Origin of the sequence: Salinisphaera shabanensis E1L3A, assembly GCF_000215955.2 — a bacterium.
GTDB lineage: Bacteria > Pseudomonadota > Gammaproteobacteria > Nevskiales > Salinisphaeraceae > Salinisphaera > Salinisphaera shabanensis.
In genome coordinates this window covers 146,562-165,345 of the sequence record NZ_AFNV02000004.1, presented here as the reverse complement: position 1 = coordinate 165,345, position 18,784 = coordinate 146,562, and the positions used below count along the sequence as shown (strand labels likewise).

Below are 18,784 nucleotides of genomic sequence, written 5' to 3'. Positions count from 1 at the left end.
CCTGGTGGGTTTACACACCTAGATCGCGGGCAGAAAGCTATGCGCCTGGGCCTTGAGCCACGCCTGCTCGTAGCGCCCGTCGCCCAGGCGGGTGAGCAGCTCGCCGGTTCCCAGGAATCGATAGACCTGGTCGGCCGTATGGATTTCGGAATCGGTGGTACGTCGGCACAGATGTTCAGGGCGCAGCTGGCCGGGGTGGTCGAGCCCGACGGTGGCTACGACTTCCTGCATGGCCGCGACCGTGCGGCGATGGAAGTTGTATACGCGTTCGCCCTTGTCGGGAACCACGACCGCGCGCTGGCGCCATTTGTTCTGTGTGGCAACGCCGGTCGGGCAGCGGTCGGTATGACAGGATTCGGACTGCACACAGCCCACGGCGAACATGAAGCCGCGCGCGGAATTGCACCAGTCCGCGCCCAGCGCCATGTTCGCGGCCATCTTGAAGCCTGAGGTGATCTTGCCCGAGGCACCAATACGTACCCGATCGCGAAGGCCTGCGCCCACCAGCGTGTTGTGAACCCAGATCAGACCCTCGCGCAGCGGCGTGCCGACATGGTCGGCCAGCTCCAGCGGCGCAGCCCCGGTGCCGCCTTCGGCGCCGTCGACCACGATGAAGTCTGGGGTGATGCCGGTCTTGAGCATGGCCTTGGCCAGCGACATGAACTGCCAGCCATGGCCTACGCATAGCTTGAAGCCCACTGGCTTGCCGTTCGCGCCCTCACGCAGGTCGGCGATGAATTCCATGAGTTCGATGGGCGTGGAAAACGCGGAATGCGACGGCGGGGATACACAGGTCTGGCCGATTTCGATACCACGCGCTTCCGCTATTTCGGGCGTGACCTTGGAGCCTGGCAGTACCCCGCCGTGGCCGGGCTTGGCCCCCTGGCTGAGCTTGATCTCGATCATCTTGACCTGATCGTCGTTGGCGACCTGTACGTACTGGTCGCGATCGAAGCCGCCATCGGCGCGCCGGCAACCGAAATAGCCACTGCCGATTTCCCAGATCAGGTCGCCGCCGAATTCCTTGTGATGCCGGCTGACCGAGCCTTCGCCGGTATCGTGGGCAAAGCCGCCCCTGGCCGCGCCGAGATTGAGCGCCCGAATGGCGTTCGCCGACAGCGAGCCGAAGCTCATCGCGGAAATATTAAGCGTGGAGGCTTCATAGGGCTGGGTGCATTGCGGCCCGCCGATGCGCACCCGCGGCGGCGTTTCGCTGGGGGTTTTCGCGGCGATCGAATGCACCAGCCATTCGTGACCTTCGGCATACACGTTATGTTCGGTGCCGAACGGGTCGGCATCGTTGACGTTCTTGGCGCGCTGGTACACCTGCGAGCGATGTTCGCGCGAAAACGGCGCGGCCTCGGTATCCGACTCCAGCAGATACTGGCGAATCTCGGGGCGGATCGCTTCGATCATCCAGCGAAAATGTGCCAGCAACGGATAGTTGCGTAACAGTGCGTGCTCGCGCTGGAAAAAGTCGTGCAGGCCCATGCCCAGAAACGCGACACTGATCAGAAAGAACAACCCGAAATAGCGCGGCATGCCCAGGGTGAGATAGCCGAACCCCACGGTCGCGACAACGAAGGCGATTAAAGCGAGATAGCGCATGGACTCAATCTATGCGGTTGGAAGCGGCGCGCCAAGACTGCGCGTTCATTTCTGGCAGACCGGGCAGAAGAAGGTACTGCGTTGACCGATCACTTCGCGACGGATCGGTCCGCAGCCCCGCGGGCAGGGTTGGCCGGTTTTGCCGTAAGCGGCCAGACGCAACTGGAAATACCCGGTGTCGCCATCGACGCCAATATAGTCGCGCAATGTCGTGCCGCCGGCCACAATGGCATCGGCCAGTACCTGCCGGATGGCTGCAGCGAGCGCATCGTAGCGTTTGCGCCCGATACGCCCGGCGGCCCGGCGCGGATGTATACGCGCTGCATGCAATGCCTCGCAGGCGTAGATATTGCCTACGCCGACCACGGTCGCGCTATCCATGATGAACGTCTTCACCGGCGCGCGGCGCCCGCGCGAACGCGTATAAAGCCAGGCGCCGTCGAATGTGTCGCCGAGCGGTTCCGGCCCAAGATGTGCAAGCAGCGAAAAATGCTCCGGTGCGTCGTCGAGCCAGAAGATCGAACCGAAACGCCGGGCATCGTTGAAGCGCACGGTCCAGCCATTATCGAGCACGATATCCACATGGTCGTGGGTGGCCAGCGGGGTATCGGCTGGCACGATACGCAGCCGCCCGGACATGCCCAGATGCAGGCACATATGGCCGGTCTCGGCTTCGAACAGCAGATACTTGGCCCGCCGGTGCACGGTGCGGATGGTTTGGCCCGGCAATTTTTCTGCCAGGGCTTCGGATACCGGCCAGCGTAGCTGGGGCTGGCGCACGATGACCGTACGCACGCGCTGGCCGCGCACATGCGGTTCGATCCCCGCGCGCGTGGTTTCGACTTCGGGCAATTCGGGCATCGCGCCATTCTGCCATGATCGTTGAACGAGACCGGATTTCGGCACGATTTCGAGCAACGCGGCGGGTAATTGAAATGTGTATATTGCCCGAGCCCGTGCCCGCTGAAGCTCGTGACTCCGAGGGGTGGGTTCTTGAATCAACAGCTTGTGTGAACTTTGGCTTGGGGTCTCGCACGGTTGTGCTAAGCCAAAGGTTCGGCTGACTCGCGAGTGCAAAAAGACTCTGCCGGAACGCAAGTGTTGAAACAAAAAAACCGGCTCAAGGCCGGCTTTTTCGATCCAGACCGGCATAGCCGGTCAAACCAAGATCACTTGATCTTGGCTTCCTTGAAGACGACGTGCTTGCGCGCCTTGGGATCGTATTTCTTCATCTCGAGCTTGTCGGGCGTGTTCCGCTTGTTCTTGTACGTGGTGTAGAAGAACCCGGTATCCGCAGTCGAGACCATGCGTACTTTTTCGCGCATTATGCTTTCTCCTGCTTGCGGATCTTGGCAAGCACAGTGTCGATACCCTGGCGGTCAATGATGCGCATGCCCTTCGCAGACACGCGCAGGCGCACATAGCGCTTTTCAGATTCCACCCAGAAACGATGCCAGTGCAGGTTGGGCACAAAGCGACGTTTCGTCTTGTTGTGGGCGTGCGAGACGTTGTAACCGGTGACCGGCTTTTTGCCGGTGACCTGACAGATCTGGGACATGACTAACTCCTGGGTCGCGCGCTCATGCGTCAGCGAGCCGCGCATTTAACCATCAAAAACCGCGCGACACAACCGTTGTGCGCCAGAATTTGCGGGCAGACGGTACGAAACGCGACCGCCCGCCAGCTCGGCTGCTGTCTTAGAAGTTTACGCGTGCGCCCACACGGATTTCGTTATCGAAACCGATATCCCGGCGCGAGGTTTCGATATCGCTGGCCTGGAAGTCGGCGGTCAAGGCCACGGCCTCGTTCAGATAGCCCAGTGCGCGCACGCCATAGCGTACGCCGTCGGCATCGCCGAGGCCCGAGCCGAGATCGCCGTAGTCGACCCAGCCGACGTGCGGATTGATCTCGATCTGCCGGTCTACCATCCAGCGCAGGCCGACATCGGCGCCGTAGCCGTTGGAGTCGGCGTCGCGCCCGCCGGTACCGGGTACGTTCTCGAGGTTCAGGCGTTCAAAAGATACCTGGCCATAATAGCCGATGCCGGTGCCGTCGCCGCGGCCGAAATCGTAGAAGTCGTTCGCGCCGACGCCGATGCTGGTGCGGTTGGCGTCGAACGCGCTGCTGTCGACGTCGAGCCAGTCGTAACGACCATTGACGAATACGTTTGGCGTGATCGCGACCGAGCCTTCGAGCGCGTAACCGTCATAATCCTGGCCGGTGCCGTGGGCATTGCCGTCGACGACCCAATCACCTTGGAAATAACTGTAGCTCGGTGCGCCGGGCGTATCGTTGGGCGCGGCGAAACCGACCAGCGGAACGACAGCCAAGCCGAGGGCGATGACGGTGTTTTTCATGAAGACCATTCCAGTTGTCAGTAATATTGGTGACCGTTCAAGATTTTGAACGAAAAGAATTTATGCGATGGTGACGATGCGATAGACACATGTCAAAAGTTCTGCGGTGTAGCCCTGAAATATATAAAACACCCCGCCGTAGCGGGGTGCCGGGACCGCGGCCGCGCACCCGCGCGACCGCTTGAACCTCAACGCGGTGGCGCTAGAAGCTGTAACGCGCGCCAACGCGGACTTCGTTGCCGAAATCGAGATCGGCCGGGCCGATGTCGTAATCGGTCTTGGCGTATTCCGCCGACAGCGCCACGTTGTCGGTCAGGTAACCGACCGTGCGCAGGCTGTAGCGCATGCCGTCGGCCTTGCCCAGATCCACGCCGTCGCCGGAGTTGCGGCCGTAGTCGACGTAGCCGATGTTCGGGTTGATTTCGACCATGGGATCGACCATCCAGCGCAGGCCGGCATCGATGCCATAACCCGTCGCACTGGTGTCGGCGCTGCCAACGACATCATCGAACTGCAGCCGTTCGTAGGAAACCTGGCCGTAGTAGCCAAGGCCGGTGCCTTCGGCTCCGCCATAATCGTAAAAGTCGTTCAGGCCCACGCCGATGCTGCCGCGATCAACATCCGTGCGCGAGTTGTCGACGTCGAGCCGGTCATAGCGGCCGTTGACATAGACATGGGGCACGATGGCGGCCGAGCCTTCCAGACCGAAACCGTCGTAGTCGGCGCTCGTGCCGTCGACCTTGCCACTGGGGATGTAGTCGCCCTGGACATAGGTATAGCTCGGACCCTCGGGGGCGGTCGGGGCGGCCATCGCAGCGAACGGCACACAGGCGGCGCCGAGCAGAATCGCGGTTTTTTTCATGATGTACTCCAAAACAGTGGTGCCGGGAAGGGTTCCGGCTGCGGACAGAAGTCTGTCTGCGCACATCATCTTAATTTTAAATTAACGAAACATTAACGCAGCTTAACGCTTCTTGAAACCCTTGCGCGCCAACGCTATAGCAAACCCCGTTCGGCGAATGACACGGTTTGGCGCGCAGCAATAACCAGGTGATCGAGCACCCGAACGTCCACGAGAGAGAGTGCGTCTGCCAACCGATGAGTAATATCCCGATCCGCCGCGCTGGGCTCGGCGACGCCTGACGGGTGGTTGTGGGCCAGAATCACAGCGGCCGCGTTGTGACGCAGCGCCGCCTTGACCACTTCGCGCGGATAGACGGCTGCGCCGTCGATCGTGCCGCGAAAAAGCTCCTCGAAGGCGATGACATGGTTGCGCGTGTTCAGGAACACGCAGGCAAACACTTCGTGCGGTACGTGGGCCAGCTTGAGCGTGAGATAGCGGCGGGTGGCTTCCGGCGCGCTGAGTACATCGACTTCGGCCAGCGTTTCGGTGGCGTGTCGACGTGCCATCTCCATGACCGCCTGTAGTTGCGCGAATTTGGCCACGCCAAGGCCGTGCGTGGCGCAGAATGTCTGCTGGTCGGCGGCAAGCAGCGCGCCCAGGCTGCCGTATTCGGCAAGCAGCTGCCGGGCGAGATCGACCGCGCTGGACCCGCGCACGCCCACGCGTAGAAAGATCGCCAGCAGCTCCGCGTCCGAGAGCGCGCCCGCGCCGCGCTCCAGCAGTTTCTCTCGTGGCCGCTCGGCGGCAGGCCAATCGGAAATACCCATACCGCGCCCTCCCTATTATTGTTGTCGGTCGTGGTGGTTGATTCATCCTGTAGGCGCCGGCCGGGCGCCGTCCAGTCAGGCAGGTACAATGTTTGTTATGTCTATGCTTGCCCATCGCAAAATTCTGCTCGGCGTAACCGGCAGTATCGCGGCCTATAAGTCGGCCGTGCTGATACGTCGTCTGGTCGAAGCCGGTGCCGAGGTTCAGGTGGTGATGACCGAATCGGCAAAGCGATTCATCACGCCGATGACGCTGGCCGCGCTGTCCGGAAGGGCGGTGCGCGAAAGCCTATGGGACGAGGCCGCAGAGCTGAACATGGGCCATATCGAGCTGGCGCGCTGGGCCGATCTGATCGTCATCGCGCCGGCCTCGGCCGATACGCTTGCGCGCCTGGGTGCCGGACGCGCCGACGACCTGTTGTCTACCGTGTGTCTGGCGAGCCACGCCGACGTATTGGTCGCGCCTGCGATGAATTACGTGATGTGGGCGCACCCGGCCACCTGTGCGAACGTCGAGACGCTGGCTGCGCGGGGCGTGCACTTCGTCGGTCCGGCCGAGGGCGAGCTTGCCGAACGCGAAACCGGCGCGGGTCGCATGGTCGAGCCCGAGGTCATCCGCGATGCGATCGTCGATTATTTCGAAGCGGCCGGCGGCGACGGTGTGCTCGCGGGTCGACACGTCGTGATTACGGCCGGGCCGACGCGTGAAGCACTCGATCCGGTGCGATTCATCACCAACCACTCCTCGGGCCGTATGGGCTATGCCCTGGCTGGCGCTTGTGTCGATGCCGGCGCGAGCGTCACGCTGGTCTCCGGGCCCACCGCGCTCGATGTGCCGGCGGGTGTGGAACGCGTGGATGTGCAGTCGGCTGCCGATATGCACGCCGCCGTGATGGCCGTTATCGACAGCGCGGATATCTTCATCGGCGCTGCCGCGGTTGCCGACTATCGGCCGGCGACCACCGCGGCTGACAAGATCAAGAAATCGGACGGCGATACGAGTCTGGCGCTGACTCGTACACGCGACATCATCGCTGATGTGGCGGCTGCCCATCCTTATCTGTTCACGCTCGGCTTTGCGGCCGAAACCACCGATATGCAAGCAAGCGCCCGCTCCAAGCGCGAGCGCAAGAAACTGTCGATGGTGGCTGGCAACGTTGTCGGCCCGGAACACGCCTTTGGCCGTGACGACAATGCGCTGTTCGTGGTCTGGGACGGCGGCGAACGCGAACTCGCGAAAGCGAGCAAGCATGAATTGGCCGATCAGCTGGTCGCGCTCATTGCCGAGCGCATGGCGGCAGAGGTCGGTCTGTTACCTGATTCACCGGAAGGAATGCTTTGATGTCCACCCTGCAAGTCAAGGTGCTCGACGCCCGTCTGGGCCGTGATTTCGATATGCCCGGGCGGGCGACTGCCGGCTCGGCGGGTATCGATCTGCGTGCCATGATCGAGCAGCCGCTCACGCTCGCCCCGGGCGATTGCGAACTCTTGCCGACCGGCCTGTCGATTTATATCGCTGATCCCAATCTGGCCGGCATGATTCTGCCGCGCTCGGGGCTGGGTCATAAGCACGGCATCGTGCTGGGCAATCTGGTCGGGCTTATCGATTCCGACTACCAGGGGCCGCTCATGGTGTCCTGCTGGAACCGAGGTCATGCCGAATTCACGATCGACGTGGGTGAGCGCATCGCACAGTTCGTGCTCGTGCCGGTCATTGCACCGGAGTTGCAGGTGGTCGAAGAATTCGACGAGAGCACGCGCGGTGTCGGCGGGTTCGGCTCGACCGGCACGCGTTAGGCCGCGCGCATGAACCCCTTTGACCAGAATAAACGTATGTCACTCGATCCCGAACAGGCCGCACGCGTTGCCCGCGTGCTGGGCGAGGCACTGCCCTATATTCGTCGCTTTGCCGGCAAGACGGTCGTGATCAAGTATGGCGGCAACGCCATGACCGATCCAGAGCTCAAATCCGGCTTTGCGCGTGATATCGCGCTGATGAAGCTGGTCGGTTTCAACCCGGTGGTAGTGCACGGTGGCGGCCCGCAGATCGGCAAGCTGCTCGAACGCGTCGGCAAGCAGACCGAGTTCATCAAGGGCATGCGGGTCACCGACGAAGAGACGATGGACGTCGTCGAAATGGTGCTCGGTGGGCTGGTCAACAAGGAGATCGTGAACCTCATCAATCAGCACGGCGGTCGCGCGGTGGGCCTGACAGGCAAGGACGGCGGGCTGATTCATGCGCGCAAGCTGGCGCTGGTGGGTGACGACACCGATCTGGGTTTCGTCGGCGAGGTCTCGCATATCGACCCGCGCATCGTGAAACGGCTGGAAGCCGATGACTTCATTCCGGTGATCGCGCCGATCGGTGTCGGCGCGGATGGACGCAGTTACAACATCAATGCCGATCTGGTGGCCGGCAAGATCGCCTCCGTGCTCGAAGCCGAAAAGCTCATGCTGCTCACCAATACGCCCGGTGTGCTCGATGCCGAAGGCCATTTGCTGACGGGTCTGTCGCCGGCGCAGGTCAGCGAGCTGATCGAAACCGGCGTTATTCACGGCGGCATGCTGCCCAAGATCGAATGCGCGCTGGATGCCGTGGCTTCGGGCGTGAAGTCGGCCCATATCGTCGACGGCCGGGTGGAGAATGCGGTGTTGCTGGAATTGTTCACCGACGCCGGGGTGGGTACGCAGATCACCAGTCAACGCACAGAACCGCCGGCTGCGAATGATCCCGAGCCGGCCTGAACGCCAGGCCGGCTCGGGCGGATCAGCAGCGCCGCCGCGTCACGCTTAAAAGGTGGCCCAATCGGCGTCTTCGTCCAGCGCAGGCTGTGTTTTTACCGGCGCGGGCTGAGGCTTTGTTTCGATACGCGTAGCGGTCGCAGCATGTTTGGGCAGCCGGTGCGGCGGCAGGCGTTGGCGCCTGACCCGGCAGCTTGAAGAACGCAATCTGACGCTGGAGCACGGCGGCCTGTTCTTCCAGAGAGAGACTTGCTGCTGCCGACTCCTCGACGAGAGACGCATTCTGCTGGGTCATGGTATCCATTTGCGATACCGCGATATTGACCTGATCGATGCCGTGGGCCTGTTCGTTGCCGGCGGCTGCGATTTCGGAAATGATGTCGCCGACCTTGTTGATCGACTCGACGATTTCGCTGAGTACCGTGCCCGACAGTGCGACCTGTTTCGAGCCGTCGGCCACCTTGTTGGCACTGTCCTCGACCAGCGTCTTGATGTCCTTGGCCGCGGCCGCGCTGCGGCTGGCCAGATTACGCACTTCCGAAGCGACGACGGCAAAGCCGCGCCCCTGTTCGCCGGCGCGTGCGGCCTCCACTGAAGCATTGAGCGCGAGCAGGTTGGTCTGAAAGGCGATATCGTCAATCAGGCCCACGATTTCGCTGATACGCCGGCTCGAGGCGTTGATTTCGTCCATCGCGTCGACCGCGTTCTTGACGACGTCATTGCCTTCGCTGGCACGGGTGCGCACCTTGCGCGAGAGCTGATCGGCTTCGGTGGCGTTGTCGGCATTCTGTTTGACCGTTGCCGTCATCTGCTCCATCGACGCCGCGGTCTCTTCCAGGTTCGCCGCCTGTTCCTGCGTACGCGTGCTCAATTCATCATTGCCGGAGGCGATCTCACGTGCACCGGTGTGTACGTTTTCGCTGAGCTGGCGTAGTGACGACACCAGGGCGGCAAGGCGCTCGCGCTGGGCGCTCATGGCAGCAAGCAGTTGCCCGATTTCATCTTTTCCGCTGACCTTGATTTCGCGACGCAGATTGCCATTGGCGACGTCTTCGACCACGCCGACCGCGTAGCGCACGGGGCGCGTGATACTGCGTGTGATCACCCAGGCGAATACGATGGCCAGGGCGATACAGATTGCAGCGAAAATCAGCAGGGCCACCAGCGCCTCGCGTTGCTGGACTTCGAGCGTTGTAATGGAGCGCGCCGTCTGCGCCTGGGCGGCTTCGTCAATGGCCTGTGCCATCGATTCCAACTCGTATATGGAGGATTTGTATTCGCCAAACGCCGTATTGGCCGCGGCGGTCGACGTGAGCTCGCCCGCGCGGATCCGGTCGTAGACACGATTGAAGCCCTCGCGATAACCGGCGAGCGCTGTCCTTGCATCCTTGTAGAGGGTGTGCTGCTTGTCGCTTATCGCGATCTGGTCGCCGCGCTCGAGCGCGGCGAGCAGAGCCTGGTGATTATCGTCCCATGCCTGCTTGTAGCCGGCATACTTCTGTTCGTTGGAGATATTGATGAAAATATCTTTCTCGTAACGCCGTGCTTGCAGCGCGAGATTCTGAACTGTGGCCGAATTAAGGGCGACTTGCGTATCGACGTTAATGGTTCGTTTCGCCGTCGTGGCCACGTGGTTCAGGCCATAGGTGGCCACTGCGGTGTCGATAATAAGAAGGAGCGTCAGTAGCCCGAACGCGATTCCAAGACGGGGCCCGATTTTAAAGCCGTTGAGCATGGTGAGGACCGGTAGAAAATATCGGTTTTCTATCGGCGTACGACTCGGTTGCTTTAGTTGAGCGCCGCAGGGCCTGCAAGGCGCAGTTTATAGCGCCGCTCGTCTCAATCCACAGTAAGCCGGCGCCGGTGCGTTCGGATCCTGGTCGAATGGTTTGAACGCCTCCGCGAGTATGCGACCGTCGAAGGTTTGGCCGTCGGCGAAATCCTCTTCAGCCAGGGGAAGCCCTAGCAGCCACGCGATAGTCGGCGCGATATCGATGTTTTCGGACTGCTCGGGGAGCCGATCGAACGGTGTCGGGCCGGGGATGGAGGCCGTGACCTCTCGGCCGCGATGAATGAAGTCGATACCGCCCGCGATGAGCATCGTGTTATGGAATGTGACTGGATGGCCATGGTTGCCAGGGATGGGGTTCGCGACACCCACCGGTTCGCCGAAGTTGAAACCGTCGTCTGCCGCGAGCACGAGATCGCCGAGATTGGGATGAGCTGAGGCCGCGATCGAGCCGGGCAGGTTGCCGGGCGGAGCATCCGCATTCGGCGCGGTATACCAGGCACCGAGGATATGCTCGACTTGGGGCGGCAGAAACGCCAGGCCGCCGCACATGGAACGTACGCGGGTACAGGTCTGGCCGTTAGGTTCGGAAAGGCAGGCGCGGACGGTCTCGAGAGTATTCTGTCGGCTTGCCGGTGTGGCATCGGGGTTGCTGATATAGAGGCTGTCGGTACCGCCATTGTCCACGGCGAGCATTGGCTCATAGCCGCACTCGGCAAAGCCGTCGAGTGTGGCCTGTACCGAAATGTTGTCGCCGATACCCAGTTGATCGGAGAAGTCCATGCCATGATCGCTGGCAACGATCAGCACCGTGTTCTCCCATTCGCCACCCTCGCGCAGCGCTTCGACGATCTCGCCGACATGGGTGTCGGTCGAGAGTATTTGCCCGGCCCGCGCTGCAGCGCCAAAGGCGTGGGCGACACGATCCACCGAGCCGAGATTCACGAACAGAAAGTCGGCACCGGGTATGCGTTCGATCACTTGCGGGGTGGTGAAGTCGTCCGGGGTGTATTCGAAACCGGGGTCAATATAGCCTTTCGAACTACGTGGATCCCAATGGTCGTCGGGCGCGAGATTTACGATGCCGGCATCGTTGGGCTGCAAATCGGCGGCGTCGCCTTCGAAGATTTCGTAGAGATAGGTTTTCGAAAGTACGGCGGCAGTCGAGAATCGGGGGTTCGGCGGGTTGTTGCCGCGTCGGCATTGTTCGTCGATATGTGTGAACAGCGTCTTTGCTTCCAGCTCGTTCGGGTTGTCGAGATCCTCGGCCTCGGGCGTGTCCGGTTTGGCGTCGCGATCCCAGAAGTTGTTGGTCGGAATACCGCTACGCCCGCTGTACATGCCGGTCATCATGGCGACATGGTTGGGAATGGTTTCGGCCGAGAACACCGCGCGGCTTTCAGCGTAGAACGTGCCGCTTTGCTTGAGCGCGAGCAGGTTGGGCGTGTTGGTGCCGATTTCGTCCGGCATCAGGCTGTCGATGACCAGTACGACAACCTTGAGCGGCGTATCGGTCAGGTCGTCCGGTATCTCGGGCTCCGCTTCGCTGTTGTCGGTGGGCAGCGAGTTGGCACCGCTGCCTGCTGTCAGGTCGACGGTGTCGTCGTCGCTACAGCCGCCAAGCAATGCCACGCATACAACAACAAGCCAGGCGGCAATACGCCATTTCGTCGACATCGTGCTCCCCCCAAATCCCATGCCATGGGCGCCGTGTGCTGCATTGCCACGCCGGCGTGCCTGCAGAATGCAGGTTGGCACGAGCATGCTACGGCTATCGGGTTTCAACCATATGACGTGCTTGAACGGCCGGTCAGCGTCTATCACTCAGATCGCGCAGGTAGGCCTCATTGGGAGTGACGACATAAACACAGCGGCTATCTTCAAACGCGACAAACGGCCCAGGCAGTGCCTTTGGAGCCACGTCGGCGTTCTTGTCCGATACTGATTGTTCGCTGCAGCCGCGTGAAGAGACCCGGCCGATCTGACGCCATTGGCCGTCGATCTCGCCGTAGGTCCGACCGCTTGGATGACTTGATGCCGGGTTCGTGACGATCCACCAGAACGTCATGGCCTGGCATTGCACGCGTACCAGCGCACAGCGGCCGGGTGCGTTTAGACACCACGGCATTGTCTGCGGGACAGCCGCGATGAGTTCAGTCGGTACGGCTGCATCGCCCGGCATGATATCGAATACCGCGGTGACCGCGTCGGGGTCGTTCGTATCGACCGCGAGTGCGGTGTCTCGGCCCGATGAAGGTTGGAGTACCGCCGCGATACGGCGAGCGGCAAGCGGATGGCCTTTGGCGAAATCGCTGTCCTGTAACCGCTTCAATTCGGCGATGCCATAGGCGCCGAGCTCGTCGCGCATATAGGGATAGTCGAAGCGCTCCGGCGTGACCCGAGACTGGGTCAACCGTTGCGCCTGGTCGTGCGCGCTTAGTGCGCGCAGATCGGCCAGGGGCGTGTTGACGAGAATAAGCGTGCCGACGACGATCAGGCCCATGACGACGTTGATTCGCTGCAGTCTTGCGCTTGCCTTGGCACGCGACCACAGGATCACCAGCGCATAGCTGAGCGCGTAGGCCGCGATCAGGGCCAGCAGTACGGCCGCCCAGAGGCGGTCGACGCTCAGCCCGTGCTGGCCGATACGCAGCCCCAGCGCCCAACTTGCCAGAACGACGTTGAGCGGCAGGAGTATGACGGCCACCCAGACCAGTGCGCGTAGTGGGCGCGGATACCCCGACTCGTGCGGTGCTTCGAGAAATGCCGTGGCGAACAATGCCAGCAGTACCACACTGAGCAGCATCATCAGCGACGCCGCCCGGCCGGTCGCCCATATCTGTTCCAGGCCAACCCATGGCAACGCCGTGGCGAAGAGCACGATGGCCAATGCGACCGGTACCAGCAGCACCCGTAGCAGGCCGCGGGTGATGGCGCTCAGAGTCGCGATCAGTCGTGGCTGATTGCGTATGACCACCAGCGCTATGCCGGCGATCAGGCCATTGCACAGGTAAACGAACAGCGTGTTGTCGAGCAGCTGAGAGAACAGGGTGATACCAATGGCATCGAACAGCTGCGCCCATAGTGCGAGCACTCCCCAGGAGATGCCGACAAACGTACTGACGAGCACAACGCTGAATACCTGCTCGTGGGTGTAGATCAGCAGCTGCGGATAGTCAAAGACGGGTTTTGCTGCGCGGGCCAGGCACGTAGATAGCTCGCAAGCACGAATACCGCGGCGCCGATGCTCAGTGCAAAGCTGAACACGAAGTTCTCGGTGTGGTAGCTGCGATTTTCGAACGGCTCGCACAGCCAGCCCAGATGCCAACCGAGGCCGAACAGCAGCGGCGCCAGCACGGCGGCCGCGATCAGATTGCGTATGTCGTACAGGCGTGTGCCGCCCAGATAAAACAGGAGGGGCAGCAGACCGACGACGGCATAGGCGCCGTAGAGCCAGCGCAGATCGTCGAAATCGTCGATAACCTGCGCAAGCCCGTAAAGCGCGAGCGCCTGTGCCACGGCGAGGGCGACCAGCGCATAGCGCGTTAACCGGTCGAGACCCGGCGTGTAGTCGCCGTTCGCGTTGGCGTGACGCTCGCTCACGCCACGCCGTATTCGTCGCGATAGCGTTTGATTGCGGCCAGCCTGTGATCGTCCAGTCCGGCGCGTTCGGCATAGCCGATCACGTCGTCTAGGGTGGAGACGGCCACGGTGGGGATGCCCTCGTCGGCAGCCAGTGCCTGCAGCGGCGAGCGCGCATCTGTGCCGCGTTCCTGGCGATCGAGCGCAATGAGCACGCCGGCGACTTCGCTGCCCGCGTTGCGAATCAGGGCGATGGCTTCGCGCACGGCCGTACCGGCAGTGATGACGTCGTCGACGATCACCACGCGCTGGCCCAGCGGCGCGCCGACCAGCGTGCCGCCTTCGCCGTGGTCCTTGGCTTCCTTGCGGTTGTAGGTAAACGGTACGTCGTGGCCATGATCGGCGAGCGCACAGGCCACCGTCGCGACCAATGGGATGCCCTTGTAGGCCGGCCCGAACAGGCTGTCGTACTCGATGCCCGAACTCGTCAGTGCAGCGGCATAGCCCGCGGCCAGGCGTTTCAGCCCCGCACCGGAGGCGATCGCCCCCATATTGAAGAAGTACGGGCTCACACGGCCGGACTTGAGTTGGAACTCGCCGAACTTGAGCGCGTCGTAGGTATCAGCAAGGGCTAGAAACTCCTGACTGTGTTCGGTCGGCTCGGCAGACATCGGCGGTTCCCGGCGTAGTTGGATCGTGCACGGTTGGCAAGCACGTATGATAAGGCCTGCGCGATGCGCCCGCGACCGGCTCACGGCTCGGTCACCGGCGTGCAAGCGTTTGTACAGAAAGCCATACAGGTTCAAAGCAAGGGAACGTCGATGCGGGTCATGTCCTTCAACGCCAACGGTATTCGAGCCGCGCAGCGCAAGGGTTTTTTCGAGTGGATGGCGAGTCAGGACCCGGACGTGGTCTGTATTCAGGAGCTCAAGGCGCAACAGCATCAGCTCGAAGGTGTCGAGGCGTTCTGGCCCGAGGGCTACCACTGCTTCTATGAAGAGGCGACCAACCGCAAGGGTTATTCGGGTGTGGCGATCTATTCCAAGCGCGAACCCGACGCCATCATTCGCGGCATGGGCCACGAAGAGTTCGATGCCGAAGGCCGTTATATCGAGGCCCGCTACAAGATGCCCGATGGCGATCTGAGTATTGCCAGTCTTTATGCACCGTCGGGTTCCTCTGGCGATCATCGCCAGGATTCGAAAGAGCGTTATCTGGTGCACTTTCCCGAATTGCTGGCGGCCCGCGTGGCCGCCCCGGGCGATTATCTGGTTTGTGGCGATCTGAACATCGCGCACAAGGAAATCGATCTCAAGAACTGGAAGAACAACAAGAAGAACTCGGGCTTTCTGCCGCACGAGCGCGAATGGATGGACCGGCTGTTCGGCGAGATGGGGCTGGTGGACGTGTTTCGCGAGATCAACCCGAACGAAGACCAGTTCACCTGGTGGTCGAATCGCGGCCGGGCCTGGGACAACAACGTGGGATGGCGGATCGATTATCACGTCGCCACGCCCGCGCTCGCTGCCAAAGCCACCGCCGAATCGGTGTATCGCGCCGAGCGGCTTTCCGATCATGCGCCGCTGACGATTGATTACGATGTCGAATTCTGAACTGTCTACGCCGGCCGGCGATGGCAAGCGCGGCTGGCGCGCCGCGCTCGAAGTCTATGGCCAGCCCCGGGTCATCGGCATGGCGTTTCTGGGCTTCTCGTCCGGCCTGCCGTTTCTGCTGGTGTTTTCCACGCTCTCGGCGTGGCTGGCCCAGGAAGGCGTGTCCAAGACCACGATCGGGTTCTTTTCATGGATCGGGGTGATGTACTCGATCAAGTTCTTCTGGGCGCCAGTGGTCGACCGTTTCCCCTTGCCGGTGCTCGGGCGGCTTCTGGGCCGACGACGTGCCTGGATGCTGTTGGCCCAGTTCGGTCTCGTGACCGGTCTGATCGCGATGGCGATGACCGACCCGACCGAGAACCTGGCTGCGATTGCCTGGTTCGGGCTTCTGGTGGCGTTTTCTTCGGCCACCCAGGATGTGGCGATCGATGCCTGGCGTATCGAAGCCGTCGACGAAAGCATTCAGGGCGCAATGGCCGCGACTTACCAGGCCGGCTATCGCATTGCACTGCTGACAGCCGGTGCGGGCGCGTTCTATATCGCCGCCGGCACGACCTGGCCGTTTACGTATTTCGTGATGGCTGGGCTCGTGGGTGTCGGCATGGTGACCGTATTGCTGGTGGCCGAACCGGAAGCCTCGGCACGCGCGTCCCTGCTGCCGGACGAACCGTGGGTGAATGCCCATCTGGCGCGCTGTGACTTCCTGCCGGAGAAATTGCGCAAGGCGTACGGCTGGGTACTGGGCGCAGTGATCTGTCCGCTGGTGGATTTCTTTTCTCGCTACGGTGTACCCGCGCTCATGATCCTGTTGTTCGTGAGCCTGTTTCGAGTCACGGATATCACGCTGGGTGTGATGGCCAATCCGTTCTATCTGGACATGCACTATTCGCTCAACGAAATCGCGAGCGTGACCAAGCTGTTCGGTATTGCAATGACGCTCGGCGGGGCCGCGCTGGGTGGCGTGCTGATCGTGCGCTACGGCATTCTCAAGCCGTTGCTGGCAAGCGCCATTCTGGCCGCATCCACCAATCTGGCGTTCGCCTGGCTCGCCGCGCAGGGCCCGGATGCGCAGACGATGCTGCTGTTCAACACCGGCCTGATGGATATGGCCACCCGGCCTGACAGCGCTGCATTTCTCTGGACGCCGTTGTTGAACACCCCTTGGCAGCCCGGCAATCCAGGGCTGCTATCGCTGGCGTTGACGGTGTCGGCAGACAACCTCTCCGGCGGCATGGCGGGTTCCGCGTTCATCGCCTATTTATCTAGTCTGACCAACACTCAGTACACCGCGACCCAGTATGCGTTGTTCTCGTCACTGATGACCTTGCCCGGCAAGTTCATTGGCGGCTTCTCGGGCTGGGTGGTCGACAGCTTTGGTTATATGACGTTTTTCAGCTATACCGCGCTGGCCGGCGTCCCGGCGATTTTGCTGGCGATGTGGCTGTTTCGTATTCACCGGCATGAAAAACCGGCCCACAAACAACAGGAATCGGCGTCTTCATGAAGCAACCGAATCATCTGCTCAAAGCCCTGGTCGTCGTATTGCCGGCCAGCTTCCTACCGCTGGCCGCATTTGCGGCCTCGTCGTCCGACCCGACCCGGGTTGATGCCATGGCCCTCTACAATCGCGGCGCGGCCGTGGTGCAGACCACGCGCGATATCGATCTCAAATCCGGTGATCAGACTATCGGTTGGCCCATTTCCGGGCGTCTGCGTGCGGATACCGTCTGGCTGGAAGGTGAAGGCGTGCGCCTGACCGGATTGACGGCGCGTGCGGGCGACGACAGCGGCCAGGGTCTGCTCGCCGGGCGCGTCGGCCAGCCGGTTACGCTATTGCGCGACAACGATGCCGGTGACGCGCGTTCGCGTGAGGCCACGCTCGTCGGCGTCAACGGCGATACGCTGCTGGTACGTGTCGACGACCGCATCGAACGTCTGACCGGCGATTCGCCCTGGCGAGTGGCCTGGCCGGCCGGTGACGATAGTGGCGACGGCCTGCAACTGGATATCGATGCCGACAAGGCCGGCAAGCAACCCCTGACGGCGACGTACCAGATCGACGGGCCGAGCTGGCAGGCCAGTTATACAGGGCGTTTCGATGCCCAGGCCGGCCAGCTCGAACTGGCCAGCATGGCTATCATCGACAACAGCGCGGGCGCACGTCTGGCCGCCGAAAAGGCCTGGCTGGTGGCGGGTGATGTCGCGCGTACCAACGGCCATGCGCCGACACCGATGATGATGGCCCGCTTCGAAGCCAAGGCCAGCGATGCCGGTGCGCCCGAGGCCAATGGCGATACCTACCGCTATGCGCTCGAGGATGGCATCGACGTGGCCGCAGGCGGCACGCGTGCGGTTTCGATCATGGCCCCGAAAACGTTCGACGCAACGCGCAGCTATCGTGTCGAGAACAGCTTTTACTCGGTCAGCCGTGAAGGTCAGCGTAGCCACGCCCAGATTCGGCTTGCGTTCGACAATACCGCCGAGGTGCCACTGCCCGCAGGCGCGGTCCGAATCTATGACAGCAGCGGTAGCGCGAATCTGATGGGCGAAGATCGTATCGACGATACGCCCAAACAGGCGCCGGTCACGCTCACGCTCGGCACCGCCTTCGATCTGACCAGCGAGCGCCGCCTGGTCGAGGATCGCAAGACCGGCGAGAACGAGCGTCGGCGCACTGTCGAAATCACGCTGCACAACGCCAGCGCAGACGCCGCGACGGTACAGGTCGTGGAAAACTTGCCGCAGGGCGCGACGGTCGAATCGGCGGAACCGAAGACCGCTGATGACGCGCCGGCCAATACCGCCGAGTGGCAGATCGACGTACCGGCCAACGGCGAGCAGACGCTGCGCTATACCGCGGTGTGGTCGAACTAGGGCGCGAGACCGTGGCGACACGTGATCTCGCGGTCATCGGCATACGACTGATCGCCTTCTACCTGGTCGCCCGCGGCATCGTGGTGCTGGCTCAAAGCGCGCCTTATTTCTGGGCGGAGGGCCCGTCCGGCGGCCAGCCCATGCTCTATGTGACCGTGGCGATACAGATCGTAGCGCCTCTGGTTCTGGGGGCGCTGTTGTGGGCCAGTGCGCCGTGGCTCGCGAGGCTGGTTGTTCGCGGCCGCACGGCGCATATGGACATGGGCGGTTTAAGCGCCGAGTCTGTCGCAGCGACGGCGTTCGGCGTGGCCGGCATCGTCATACTGATCCACAGTCTGCCGCAGCTGTTCGTCACGCTTGTCACGGTCTGGGAAGTGAGTCGACAGGGCGGGGCGACATCCATGCCCGGCCAATGGTTACAACCGGCGGCGATGGCGCTGCGCTGCGTACTGGCGTTCGGGGTCATGGTGGGTGCCCGCACCATCGCGCGCTGGTTACTTGCAGCACGTAAGGCGGGGCTCTATCGCGAGGATCGCTGAAGCGATCGT

At 62.2% G+C, this 18,784-nt stretch carries 19 protein-coding genes; 7 read left to right on the top strand and 12 right to left on the bottom strand.

What is annotated here, in order from left to right:
* Positions 1-18: 18 nt before the first annotated feature.
* The 7 genes from SSPSH_RS04050 to radC form a co-directional block, all read right to left on the bottom strand.
* Entirely contained in the window at positions 19-1,608 is a 1,590-nt protein-coding gene (locus tag SSPSH_RS04050) for an FMN-binding glutamate synthase family protein (RefSeq protein ID WP_006912361.1), read from the bottom strand.
* Between the two features lie 45 nt (positions 1,609-1,653).
* Complete coding sequence (gene mutM, locus SSPSH_RS04045; RefSeq protein WP_006912360.1) at positions 1,654-2,469, bottom strand: bifunctional DNA-formamidopyrimidine glycosylase/DNA-(apurinic or apyrimidinic site) lyase; 816 nt, start codon at positions 2,467-2,469, stop codon at positions 1,654-1,656.
* 308 nt (positions 2,470-2,777) lie between these two features.
* The gene (gene rpmG, locus SSPSH_RS04040) at positions 2,778-2,933 is read right to left on the bottom strand and encodes a 50S ribosomal protein L33 (RefSeq protein WP_006912359.1); all 156 of its coding nucleotides are present in this window, start codon (positions 2,931-2,933) and stop codon (positions 2,778-2,780) included.
* Positions 2,933-3,166 (bottom strand): 50S ribosomal protein L28, encoded by a 234-nt coding sequence (gene rpmB, locus SSPSH_RS04035; protein WP_006912358.1) that lies wholly within the window; start codon positions 3,164-3,166, stop codon positions 2,933-2,935. The genes rpmG and rpmB overlap by 1 nt, the downstream gene beginning before the upstream one ends.
* Positions 3,167-3,305: 139 nt before the next feature.
* Positions 3,306-3,965, bottom strand: coding sequence for a porin family outer membrane protein (locus tag SSPSH_RS04030; RefSeq protein ID WP_021031389.1), 660 nt, complete (start codon positions 3,963-3,965; stop codon positions 3,306-3,308).
* Positions 3,966-4,167: 202 nt separating this feature from the next.
* Positions 4,168-4,827, bottom strand: a complete 660-nt coding sequence (locus SSPSH_RS04025) for an outer membrane beta-barrel protein (protein WP_006912356.1) — start codon at positions 4,825-4,827, stop codon at positions 4,168-4,170.
* Between the two features lie 134 nt (positions 4,828-4,961).
* Entirely contained in the window at positions 4,962-5,636 is a 675-nt protein-coding gene (gene radC / locus SSPSH_RS04020) for a RadC family protein (RefSeq protein ID WP_006912355.1), read from the bottom strand.
* Between the two features lie 97 nt (positions 5,637-5,733).
* Between radC and coaBC the strand changes: the two genes are divergently transcribed.
* Genes coaBC through argB form a run of 3 tightly spaced genes read left to right on the top strand, consistent with a single transcriptional unit; the run spans position 5,734 to position 8,381 of the window.
* Complete coding sequence (gene coaBC / locus SSPSH_RS04015) at positions 5,734-6,978, top strand: bifunctional phosphopantothenoylcysteine decarboxylase/phosphopantothenate--cysteine ligase CoaBC (RefSeq protein WP_040607417.1); 1,245 nt, start codon at positions 5,734-5,736, stop codon at positions 6,976-6,978.
* A complete protein-coding gene (gene dut / locus SSPSH_RS04010; RefSeq protein WP_021031387.1) occupies positions 6,978-7,433 on the top strand; it encodes a dUTP diphosphatase in 456 nt (151 codons plus the stop codon). Before coaBC ends, dut begins: the two co-directional genes overlap by 1 nt.
* A 36-nt stretch (positions 7,434-7,469) precedes the next feature.
* Complete coding sequence (gene argB / locus SSPSH_RS04005; RefSeq protein ID WP_051339744.1) at positions 7,470-8,381, top strand: acetylglutamate kinase; 912 nt, start codon at positions 7,470-7,472, stop codon at positions 8,379-8,381.
* A 22-nt stretch (positions 8,382-8,403) separates the two neighbouring features.
* Here the strand turns inward: argB and SSPSH_RS04000 are convergent, their stop codons facing one another.
* From SSPSH_RS04000 to pyrE, 5 genes are all read right to left on the bottom strand, one after another.
* The gene (locus SSPSH_RS04000; protein WP_006912350.1) at positions 8,404-10,113 is read right to left on the bottom strand and encodes a methyl-accepting chemotaxis protein; all 1,710 of its coding nucleotides are present in this window, start codon (positions 10,111-10,113) and stop codon (positions 8,404-8,406) included.
* An 87-nt stretch (positions 10,114-10,200) separates the two neighbouring features.
* A complete protein-coding gene (locus tag SSPSH_RS03995) occupies positions 10,201-11,844 on the bottom strand; it encodes an alkaline phosphatase family protein (RefSeq protein ID WP_006912348.1) in 1,644 nt (547 codons plus the stop codon).
* Between the two features lie 133 nt (positions 11,845-11,977).
* The gene (locus tag SSPSH_RS03990; RefSeq protein WP_021031386.1) at positions 11,978-13,297 is read right to left on the bottom strand and encodes a DUF4153 domain-containing protein; all 1,320 of its coding nucleotides are present in this window, start codon (positions 13,295-13,297) and stop codon (positions 11,978-11,980) included.
* 29 nt (positions 13,298-13,326) lie between these two features.
* Positions 13,327-13,770 carry a hypothetical protein gene (locus SSPSH_RS18940; protein WP_021031385.1) on the bottom strand — a complete coding sequence of 148 codons (444 nt, stop codon included), beginning with the start codon at positions 13,768-13,770 and terminating at the stop codon, positions 13,327-13,329.
* Entirely contained in the window at positions 13,767-14,420 is a 654-nt protein-coding gene (gene pyrE, locus SSPSH_RS03980; protein ID WP_006912346.1) for an orotate phosphoribosyltransferase, read from the bottom strand. Before pyrE ends, SSPSH_RS18940 begins: the two co-directional genes overlap by 4 nt.
* Positions 14,421-14,570: 150 nt before the next feature.
* Here pyrE and SSPSH_RS03975 point away from each other — a divergent pair, with 150 nt between their 5' ends.
* The 4 genes from SSPSH_RS03975 to SSPSH_RS03960 are packed head-to-tail and all read left to right on the top strand — an operon-like array spanning position 14,571 to position 18,775.
* The gene (locus tag SSPSH_RS03975; RefSeq protein WP_021031384.1) at positions 14,571-15,362 is read left to right on the top strand and encodes an exodeoxyribonuclease III; all 792 of its coding nucleotides are present in this window, start codon (positions 14,571-14,573) and stop codon (positions 15,360-15,362) included.
* Complete coding sequence (locus SSPSH_RS03970; RefSeq protein WP_006912344.1) at positions 15,349-16,866, top strand: AmpG family muropeptide MFS transporter; 1,518 nt, start codon at positions 15,349-15,351, stop codon at positions 16,864-16,866. The genes SSPSH_RS03975 and SSPSH_RS03970 overlap by 14 nt, the downstream gene beginning before the upstream one ends.
* Positions 16,863-18,236, top strand: a complete 1,374-nt coding sequence (locus SSPSH_RS03965) for a DUF4139 domain-containing protein (protein WP_006912343.1) — start codon at positions 16,863-16,865, stop codon at positions 18,234-18,236. Before SSPSH_RS03970 ends, SSPSH_RS03965 begins: the two co-directional genes overlap by 4 nt.
* Positions 18,237-18,247: 11 nt before the next feature.
* Positions 18,248-18,775 carry a hypothetical protein gene (locus tag SSPSH_RS03960; protein WP_152522731.1) on the top strand — a complete coding sequence of 176 codons (528 nt, stop codon included), beginning with the start codon at positions 18,248-18,250 and terminating at the stop codon, positions 18,773-18,775.
* Positions 18,776-18,784 lie beyond the last annotated feature (9 nt).